Source organism: Phenylobacterium aquaticum (genome assembly GCF_947378715.1).
Taxonomy (GTDB): domain Bacteria; phylum Pseudomonadota; class Alphaproteobacteria; order Caulobacterales; family Caulobacteraceae; genus Phenylobacterium; species Phenylobacterium aquaticum_A.
Genome location: NZ_CANCLE010000162.1, coordinates 1 through 8,618, shown reverse-complemented (window position 1 = coordinate 8,618; position 8,618 = coordinate 1). Strand labels below are relative to the sequence as shown.

9 protein-coding genes are annotated in these 8,618 nt (G+C 70.9%); 4 read left to right on the top strand and 5 right to left on the bottom strand.

Features of this window, described 5'->3' with window-relative positions; genetic code table 11:
- Nucleotides 1–28: 28 nt before the first annotated feature.
- The 4 genes from Q7P21_RS17155 to Q7P21_RS17140 all read right to left on the bottom strand — a co-directional run bounded on the left by Q7P21_RS17155 (nucleotide 29) and on the right by Q7P21_RS17140 (nucleotide 5,744).
- Nucleotides 29–505 carry a hypothetical protein gene (locus Q7P21_RS17155; RefSeq protein WP_304170287.1) on the bottom strand — a complete coding sequence of 159 codons (477 nt, stop codon included), beginning with the start codon at nucleotides 503–505 and terminating at the stop codon, nucleotides 29–31.
- Nucleotides 502–1,146 carry a DsbA family protein gene (locus Q7P21_RS17150; RefSeq protein ID WP_304178063.1) on the bottom strand — a complete coding sequence of 215 codons (645 nt, stop codon included), beginning with the start codon at nucleotides 1,144–1,146 and terminating at the stop codon, nucleotides 502–504. Before Q7P21_RS17150 ends, Q7P21_RS17155 begins: the two co-directional genes overlap by 4 nt.
- 194 nt (nucleotides 1,147–1,340) lie before the next feature.
- Nucleotides 1,341–2,087: a hypothetical protein gene (locus Q7P21_RS17145; protein WP_304170289.1), complete on the bottom strand. Its 747-nt coding sequence runs from the start codon at nucleotides 2,085–2,087 to the stop codon at nucleotides 1,341–1,343.
- A gap of 30 nt (nucleotides 2,088–2,117) precedes the next feature.
- Complete coding sequence (locus Q7P21_RS17140; RefSeq protein WP_304178061.1) at nucleotides 2,118–5,744, bottom strand: hydantoinase B/oxoprolinase family protein; 3,627 nt, start codon at nucleotides 5,742–5,744, stop codon at nucleotides 2,118–2,120.
- A gap of 71 nt (nucleotides 5,745–5,815) precedes the next feature.
- Between Q7P21_RS17140 and Q7P21_RS17135 the strand changes: the two genes are divergently transcribed.
- The gene (locus Q7P21_RS17135) at nucleotides 5,816–6,511 is read left to right on the top strand and encodes a DnaJ family molecular chaperone (RefSeq protein ID WP_304170291.1); all 696 of its coding nucleotides are present in this window, start codon (nucleotides 5,816–5,818) and stop codon (nucleotides 6,509–6,511) included.
- Nucleotides 6,512–6,614: 103 nt separating this feature from the next.
- On the top strand, nucleotides 6,615–6,902 hold the full coding sequence (locus tag Q7P21_RS17130) for a hypothetical protein (RefSeq protein WP_304170292.1): 288 nt from the start codon (nucleotides 6,615–6,617) through the stop codon (nucleotides 6,900–6,902).
- A 73-nt stretch (nucleotides 6,903–6,975) separates the two neighbouring features.
- Here Q7P21_RS17130 and Q7P21_RS17125 read toward each other — a convergent pair whose 3' ends face one another.
- Nucleotides 6,976–7,377 (bottom strand): hypothetical protein, encoded by a 402-nt coding sequence (locus Q7P21_RS17125; RefSeq protein WP_304170293.1) that lies wholly within the window; start codon nucleotides 7,375–7,377, stop codon nucleotides 6,976–6,978.
- A gap of 219 nt (nucleotides 7,378–7,596) precedes the next feature.
- Between Q7P21_RS17125 and Q7P21_RS17120 the strand changes: the two genes are divergently transcribed.
- Together Q7P21_RS17120 and Q7P21_RS17115 are read left to right on the top strand one after the other, a co-directional pair.
- Complete coding sequence (locus tag Q7P21_RS17120; RefSeq protein ID WP_304170294.1) at nucleotides 7,597–7,887, top strand: putative quinol monooxygenase; 291 nt, start codon at nucleotides 7,597–7,599, stop codon at nucleotides 7,885–7,887.
- A 12-nt stretch (nucleotides 7,888–7,899) separates the two neighbouring features.
- The coding region (locus tag Q7P21_RS17115; RefSeq protein WP_304178059.1) for an acyl-CoA dehydrogenase family protein at nucleotides 7,900–8,618 on the top strand (719 nt) is incomplete at its 3' end.

The following is an 8,618-nucleotide window of genomic DNA, read 5'->3' as shown; positions in this document are numbered from 1 at the left end:
TCGCCCCTGTGGTGGGGCGAGGAAAAGGTCATTTTCTAGGGGCCGGACAGGCGCCCCGGAAGGCGCGGACGGCGGCGCGCTCGCCGGCGGCGCGGGCGTCGAGGCGGGTCGAGTCGGCGATCAGTTCACCAGAAGCCGCGAAGGCGTCGAGCAGCGGATCGGTGGCGGGCATGGCCGCCTGGAGCAGGGCTTCGCCGTCCGGGACGGCGGCCAGGGGATAGACCCCATGGGCCTTGCCGCTGCGCAGGGCGATGGACTTGGGCGCCGCCGTGGCGGGGGCCGGCAGCCAGAGCTTCACCCGGGGCTGGGCGCAGAGCAGCATCAGCCCGACATTGTCGCTATTGGCCGCGCCATAGGTGAGCTTGGCGGGCTCGGCCCGGTCGGCCGGAGCATAGGTCCAGGCGCCGCGTCCCTGGGTGAGGGGCTTGGGCGGCGGGGTGGTGGCGCAGGCGGCCAGCAGGGCGCAGGCGGCCAGGGCGCAGGCGAGGGCGAGGCGACGGGTCAATGGGAGACAACCGCGCCTTCGAGCCACTGGTTGAGCACAGCCAGGATCTGGTCGCCCGGCGCGAAGCCCCGGGTGACGACCCCGTAGGCGCCCTCGCGATTGGGACCGGCGACCAGGGTCGGGAAGCCGGTGACCCCGGCGCGCTGGGAGGTTCCGTAGTCGCCCCAGGTCTCCTGCTTCAGGTCGCGGCTCTCGAAGTCGGCCAGGAAGGCGGCGCGATCGACCCCGTGCTCGGCGGCCAGGTCTGCCAGCACCTCGGCCTGGGTGATATCCTGGCCCTCGCCATAGAAGGCGGCCTGCAGGCGGCCGAGATAGGTCAGGGCCAGTTCCGGGTTGTCGCGGCGGACGCGGACCACGGCGCGGGCGGCGGGGTCGGTGTCATAGAGGAAGCCCTCGCGGTCGAGGGCGGCGCGATTGAACGGCAGGCCGGTGGCCTCATGCACATGGGTCCAGTGGCCGGCGAGCTCGTCCTTGGCCTTGTCCGCCATCGGCGTGTCGGTCCCGGGGCGCAGGCCGCCCATGATCAGCTTGATCGGCAGGGCGCGGCCGAAGGCCCGGCGGATGTCGGCGATCACCGGCGAGAAGCCGTAGCACCACGAGCACATGGGATCGGCGAAATAGATGAGGTGCGGCTCTTCCATGGGCCAAATCTAACCCTGGCCCCGGCGGGGCGCACGGATTTTCGCGCGAGGTCGGCGGGGCGGCTTGTTTTGGCTCCTCCCCCGCTGGTGAGGGGGACCGAGGATGGAGGGGGCGGACAGGTCGCGTCCGTCCCTTCGGGCCGGCCCCCTCAGCCGGCTTCGCCGACAGCTCCCCCAGAGGGGGAGCAGCGGGCCTATTGCGGTTTGGTGCGGAGCTTTGGCGCGGCCGGCTTGGCGATGGCGATGGCGTCGCCGATGGGATCGCCGACCGCTGGCTGGTCCGGGGCGGCGGCCACGGTCTGGGCCGGATCGGCAGCGGCGTCCGCGACGGGGGCGACGACCGGATCGGCCACCGGCTCGGGCGTCGGCTCATTGGCCTGGAAGGCCGTGCCCATCAGCTTGGCGCGGGTCTCCAGGGTCTTGGCGGTGGGCACGCAGCGGGCGGGCAGGGTCCAGCCCATCCATTGCTGGGCGACGGTGCGGCGGGGCAGTGAGCTTGCGCCGGCCCAGCCGGCGCGGCCCTGGCTGATGGCCCGGGCGCCGAAGGTGTTGATCGGCCGAAGGCTGGCCTTTTCCGCCGCCTGCATGGCGCGGGCGAACAGCTTCATATTGGTCCGGCTCATGGACTGCAGCTGGTCATAGACCGCCATGTCCTCGGCCAGCGTCGTGCCCGGCGCCTGGAAGGCGGCCTCGATGCGGGTGACCTCGGGGATCATCTGGTCGTGCAGGTCCATGTAGCCGCCGAGCGCGCCATAGCACCAGCCGACGAAGCCATAGTCGTCGTGCGGGGCGCCGGGAGGCCAGGGCAGTTCCTCTTCCTCGGGCGCGGCGGCGGGAGCCTCGGCGGCGGGGGCGGCGGCCGGGGCGGGCGCGGGCGTCGCGGCCGGAGCCGGCGGCGCATCCTGGGCGGCGAGGAGGAGGGCGAAGAGAAGGGCGGACATGAAAACGGCGCTACCTGTGAAATTCGGCGGTCAGATGGCGGGCGGCGGACCGTAGCCCCCGCCACCGGGGGTCTCGATCTCGATCACGTCGCCAGGCTTCACCGTAACGGAGAAGCAGCCGGGAAGCTCCCTCGACCTCCCGCTTTTTTCAATCAGCCGCTGGGCGCCGGGCAGGGCGGGGCCGCCGCCGGCCAGACCTTGTGGGGCGTGATCCCGCCGGGTGGAGAGCAGGGCCGCGTCCATGGGGGCCAGGAAGCGAATGCGGCGCAAGGCCCCGTCGCCGCCCCTTTGGGCGCCCGCTCCGCCGGAGCCGGGACGTACGGCGAAGGCCTCGACCCGGACCGGGAAGCGGCGCTCGAGGATCTCCGGGTCGGTCAGGCGGGAATTGGTCATATGGGTGTGGACCGCGCTCTCGCCGGCCCTATGGGCGGTGGCGCCGGCCCCGCCGCAGAGGGTCTCGTAATATTGCCGGGTCTCGTCGCCGAAGGTGAAGTTGTTCATCGAGCCCTGGGCGTTGGCCATCACGCCCAGGGCCGCATAGAGGGCGTCGACCACGTGCTGGCTGGTCTCGACATTGCCGGCCACTACGGCGGCGGGTGGGGCCGGGGCCAGCATGGAGCCGGGCCGGGTGAGGATCCTGAGCGGCTTCAGGCAGCCGGCGTTCAGCGGGATGTCGTCGTCGACCAGGGTGCGGAAGACATAGAGGGCGGCGGCGTCGACGATGGCCGAGGGGGCGTTGAAGTTGCTGGGCAGCTGGTCGGCGCTGGCGGTGAAGTCGAGGGTCGCTTCGCCGGCGGCCGCATCGACCGTGGTGGTGACCACGATCTCGCCGCCGCCGTCCATGGGCACGCGGGCCTGGCCATCGGACAGGCGGCCGAGCGCGCGGCGCACCGACTGGGCGGCGTTGTCCTGGACAAAGCTCATATAGCGGGCGACCACCGCGCCGCCGAAGCCCTCGATCATGCCGGCGACCGCGCTGGCCCCGGCCTGGCAGGCGGCGATCTGGGCCTTGAGGTCGGCAAGGTTGCGGTCGGGCGCCCGGCTGGGCCAGGGGCCGGCCGACAGGGCCGCGCGGGTCTCGGCCTCCAGGAAGACGCCGTCCTTCATGATCGGCAGGGCGTCGAGCAGCACGCCCTCCTCGTCGATGGTCTTCGAGAACGGCGGCATGGAGCCGGGCTGCACCCCGCCGACATCGGCATGGTGGCCCCGGGCGGCGACATAGAAGGCGGGCGTGGCGGCGCCCGGAAGGAACACCGGCATGACCACGGTGATGTCAGGCAGGTGGGTGCCGCCGGCATAGGGGTTGTTGAGGGCGAAGGCGTCGCCGGGCTTCAGCACCGGATGGCGGTCGCGGACCGCGCGTACGCTGGCGCCCATGGAGCCCAGGTGGACCGGCATGTGTGGGGCGTTGGCGACCAGGCCGCCGTCGTCGTCGAACAGGGCGCAGGAGAAGTCGAGCCGCTCCTTGATGTTCACCGAGTGGGCGGTGCGCTCCAGGGCCGCGCCCATGGCCTCGGCCACCCCCATGAAGCGGCGGTTGAACAGTTCCAGGGTGACCGGGTCCGGTCGGTCCAGGGCGATCGCCCTGTGGGCCAGGGCGCCGATGCGGGTCAGGCGGATCAGGCCGTCGGCCCCGGCGGTGGCGCGCCAGCCGGGGCTCAGCGCGATCTGGGTGTCGCCGCGCACGATCAGGGCCGGGCCCTCGGCGGTGGTGAGGGTCTCGGCGGCCAGGACCGGGGCGTCATGATGGGCGCCGTGGGCGAACATCCCAATCCGCGCTCCCGCCCCTGCATGGGGAGGATGGCCGGCGCGAAGCGACGGACGGGTGGGGTCTTGGACGGGCTGTTTCCCACCCCGGCCGGACAAGCCGGCCTGTCCCTCCCCATGAAGGGGAGGGAGGGAGATCGCCTCCGCCTCGACGCTGGCGATCAGGATAGGGCGGGCCGGTTCAATGAATCCGAACAGGCGCTTGTGGGCGGCTTCGAAGGTGGATTGGACCTCGGCCCGGGTCGAGAGCGGCGCAGGCAGTTCGGCGTCGGCGCCGTCATAGCGCAGCCGCAAGGTCAGGCGGACCTCGCCCTCGGGGGCGCCCTGGTCGGCGAGGCCCTGGCGGGCGGTGGTCTCCAGCTGGGCCAGGAGGGCGCGGGCCTGGGTCAGGCCCTCGTCGGTGAGCGGGACGTCCAGCCCGGCCTGGCGGAGGGCGGCGACCTGGGCCTGGCCGATGCCCCAGGCCGACAGCACGCTGCCATGGCGGGGGCAGAGCACTTCGGAGACGCCCAGGGCCTCGGCGGCCTGGCAGGCGACCTGGCCGGCGGCGCCGCCAAACGCCACCAGGACGTGGTCGCGGGGATCGAAGCCGCGCTCGGTGGAGATGCGGCGCACGGCCTGGGCGGTCTGCTCGACGGCGACGGCGACGAAGCCCTCGGCGGCGGCCTCCAGGCTGGGGGCGTCCATGGCGACGGCGAGTTCGGCCAGGCGGGCGCGGGCGGCGGCGGGGTCCAGCGGCTGGTCGCCCCGGGGCCCGAACACGGCGGGGAAGAAGCGGGCGTCGAGACGGCCCAGCACGATATTGGCGTCGGTGACGGTGGCGGGGCCGCCGCGACCATAGGCGGCGGGGCCGGGCATGGCGCCGGCGCTGTGCGGACCGGAGCGGGCGCGGAAGCCGTCGAAGGAGAGGATCGAGCCGCCGCCGGCCGCCACGGTCTCGACGTCGAGCATGGGGCTGCGCAGGCGGGCCCCGGCGACCCGGGCGACATCGCGGCGCTCCAGCGTCCCGGCATAGCGGCAGACATCGGTGGAGGTGCCGCCCATGTCGAAGCCGAGGACGGCGGGGGCGCCGGCCTGCTCGGCGGTGCGGGCGACGCCCACGACCCCGCCGGCCGGGCCGGAGACCACGGCGTCGCGGCCGCGGAAGGCGGCGGCGTCGACCAGGGCGCCGGACGAGGTCATGAAATAGAGCGGCGCCCCGGCCACGGCGGCGGCCACCCGGTCGACATAGGCGCGCAGCACCGGGGTCAGATAGGCGTCGGCGACGGTGGTCTCGGCCCGGGGGATATAGCGGGGCAGGGGGGAGACCTCGTGGCTGAGCGCCACGAAGCCAAAGCCCAGTTCGCGGGCGATCGCGCCGGCCGCCAGTTCATGGGCCGGATTGAGGTCGGAATGCAGGAAGGCGATGGCGCAGGCCTCATAGCCCTCGGCCGCCGCGACCTGGAGCCGCGCGCGCAGGGCGGCCTCGTCCAGGGGGCGGACCACGGCGCCGTCGGCGGCCAGGCGCTCGGCCGCCTCGACCACCCCGGCATAGAGCGGGGCGGGCCGGACGATATCCAGGGCGAACAGGTCGGGCCGGGTCTGGTCGCCGATCCATATGGCGTCGCCGAACCCCTGGGTGGCGACGAACAGGGTCCGCGCGCCGCGCCGTTCCAGGAGCGCGTTGGTGGCCACCGTGGCGCCCATCTTGATCGCCTCGACGCGGGTCGCCGGGAACGGGTCGCCAGGGGCGGCGTTGAGGACCCGACGCATGGCCTCCACGGCGGCGTCTTCATAGGCGGGCGAGGCGGAGAGCAGCTTCAGCGAGACTTCCTCGCCGTCGCTGGCGCAGCCGATGACGTCCGTGAAGGTGCCGCCACGGTCGATCCAGAAACGCCAACGCCTGTCCAAAACTTAATTTCCCTCAGGGCAGCTTCGCGTTGTCAGCGCAGCCACAAGACTTTAGAACCCGAATTACTCCCATGAGCTTTTGGCGCAACATCGCAGGGCTCGCCGTCCGCCGTCCCGACGCGGCCGACTGCGTAGACTGTCCTCCCGGACCTCCGGGCGAGGACCCCGCCTTCTCGACCGCGGTCACGGCGCTTGGCGCCAAGCTGGCCAAGGCTGACGGCCGGGCCCACGTCTCGGAGTTCGACGCCTTTTCTCTGGTGTTCCAGACCGACGCGGCGTCGGAGCCCAATATCCACCGGCTCTATGACCTGGCGCGGCAGACCACCCGGGGCTTCGAGAGCTACGCCAAGCGCCTGGCCAAGCGCTATCGCAACTGCCCGCAGATCCTCGAGGACGTGCTGGACGGCCTGTTCTACATCGCCGCCGCCGACGGGATCGTGTCGGAGGAGGAGCTGGACTATCTGGAACAGGTGGCCGGCTATTTCGGATTCTCGGCCCTGGCCTTCCGGCGGATGAAGGCCACCCATCTCGGTCTGGCCGAAGACGATCCCTATGGCGTGCTGGAAGTGCCCCACGACGCCACCGACGACCATGTCCGCACCGCCTGGAAGCGGGCCCTGGTCGAGACCCACCCTGACAAGGCCCGCAGCCGGGGCTTGCCGCCGGAATATGTGGCGGTGGCCGAGAGCAAGGCCGCCGCGATCAATGCGGCTTTCGACACTGTGATGCGCGAACGCCGCTCTTTGGCCCTGGAAGGCGCCGTCTGATGCGGCAGATCGGTTCATATTCGCGTAAGCCTGTTGACGTCCGCCGTCGTCAGACCGACATAATATCCGAAGATCGCTAGAAAGCTGATCAACCGAGGACGCCATGGTCAGGGAATTCGCCCGTAAGCACGGTTCCGCTCTGCGCAGCATCGCCATGGTCGGAGGCGCGCTCGCCACCACGGCCGCGGTGGTCGTGGGTGCGATCCTGGCCCTGTTCGCCGCCGCCACGGTGGTGGTGATCGCGGTGATGTCCAGCGCGCTGCTGGCGCTGGCCGGCCTGGCGCTCCGCGCCCGACGCACCGCCACGGCCCAGGCCGACGGCGTCATCGAAGCCCGCAACCTGGGCGGCCACCACTGGGTGGCCTATGGCTGGAACGAGCGCGGCCGCTAGAGCCCATTCCGATCTGGTTGAATCAGCCGGATCGGATGAAATGGGCTGTGGAGCAGAGCCGCGCCCCCAAGATCTACTTCTTACAGAACTGAGCCTGCATCGCCGCCGCGCCGCCGCCGGGGGTGATCGCCTTGGCCGGGCTGGGCCCACCGCTTTGAACGACTACCGCGCCCGAGGCGTCGTAGCCGGCGTTGTGGTTGTCGATATAGAGGCCGGCGGCGCAGTCGACCGAGATGCTTTCCAGCACGGTGGAGACCTGGACCGAGGCGCCCTGGGCGTTGGTCGTCGGGACCGGCGGGCTGAACTGGGCTTTGACCGTGGCGGTGACCACCTGCTTGCTCCAGCCCACCGAGGCGGAGTCGTAGGACAGGGTCTCGCCGTTCTGGGTTCCCCAGCTGACCCAGTTCGGCGTCTGGGCCATGGCGGGCATGGCGAGCATCAGGGGCGCCGCAAGGGCGATCAGGGCGATCTTCATCTGGGTCCTCCCGCCGGCGCTTGGCGGCCGGCTTTCCCAGGGAGCTTATCCGTTCGCGAGGGCTGGACAATTGACCGGCCCGGTTCGAGGGACCCGAAACGGGGCGAGGCCTCGCGATCGGCCGGGGGATCGCGATCCGGTTATCGACGATAAGTCGGGCTTGCCCGGCCGGGTCCGCGCCTCTACCGTCGGCGTTCAAACAAACGTTGGGAGGACGGCATGATCGGCGTGATCGCGACCTTGAAGGTCGCTGAAGGCAAGAACGCGGAATTCGAAGCGATCTTCACGGAACTGGCCAAGACGGTGCGGGCCAATGAGCCGGGCAACATCGCCTACCAGCTGACCAAGAGCCGCACGGACGGCCAGGTCTACAAGGTGCTGGAACTCTACACCGACCAGGACGCGCTGACCGCCCACGGCCAGACCGAGTATTTCAAGGCCGCCGGCCCGAAGATGGGCCCCTGCATGGGTGGTCGTCCCGAAATCGAATATCTCGACGGCATCGAGTAGGAGAAGATCGCCATGGACCTCGAATTCACGGCCGAGGACCTCGCCTTCGGTGACGAGGTCCGGGCGTTCATCGCCGACGCTTTCGACGACGAGATGCGGGCTCTGTCCGCGCAGTCGAAGAACCACCACCTGACCAAGGCCGCCCAGGTCCGTTGGCTGAAGAAGCTGAACGACAAGGGCTGGATCGCGCCGGACTGGCCGGTCGAATATGGCGGCACGGGCTGGAACACCTCCAAGAAGTATATCTTCGACATGGAGATGGCGCTGGCCGGGGCGCCGGAGACCTCGAACATGGGGCTGCGCATGTGCGCCCCCGTGGTCATGGCCTTCGGCACGCCCGAGCAGAAGGCCCAGCACCTGCCCAAGATCCTGTCGACCGACGTCTGGTGGTGCCAGGGCTATTCTGAGCCGGGATCCGGGTCCGACCTGGCCTCCCTGGCCATGAAGGCGGATCTCGACGGCGACCACTATGTCCTGAACGGCTCGAAGATCTGGACGACCTACGCCCAGTGGGCCGACTGGATGTTCTGCCTGGTGCGCACCACGGTCGATCCGATCCGGCAGAAGGGGATCAGCTTCCTGCTGCTGGACATGAAGACGCCGGGGATCTCGATCGTGCCCCTGCCGACCCTGGATGGCCCCCCCGAGGGCGACCAGGAGATCAACCAGGTGTTCTTCGACAATGTCCGCGTGCCGGTCGCCAACCGCATCGGCGAACAGGACGAGGGCTG

What these genes read in the sequence shown, in the direction of transcription:
- Q7P21_RS17150 (WP_304178063.1), bottom strand. Translation starts at nt 1,146, where the DNA reads ATGGAAGAGCCGCACCTCATCTATTTCGCCGATCCCATGTGCTCGTGG.
- Q7P21_RS17145 (WP_304170289.1), bottom strand. Translation starts at nt 2,087, where the DNA reads ATGTCCGCCCTTCTCTTCGCCCTCCTCCTCGCCGCCCAGGATGCGCCG.
- Q7P21_RS17135 (WP_304170291.1), top strand. Translation starts at nt 5,816, where the DNA reads ATGAGCTTTTGGCGCAACATCGCAGGGCTCGCCGTCCGCCGTCCCGAC.
- Q7P21_RS17130 (WP_304170292.1), top strand. Translation starts at nt 6,615, where the DNA reads ATGGTCAGGGAATTCGCCCGTAAGCACGGTTCCGCTCTGCGCAGCATC.
- Q7P21_RS17125 (WP_304170293.1), bottom strand. Translation starts at nt 7,377, where the DNA reads ATGAAGATCGCCCTGATCGCCCTTGCGGCGCCCCTGATGCTCGCCATG.
- Q7P21_RS17120 (WP_304170294.1), top strand. Translation starts at nt 7,597, where the DNA reads ATGATCGGCGTGATCGCGACCTTGAAGGTCGCTGAAGGCAAGAACGCG.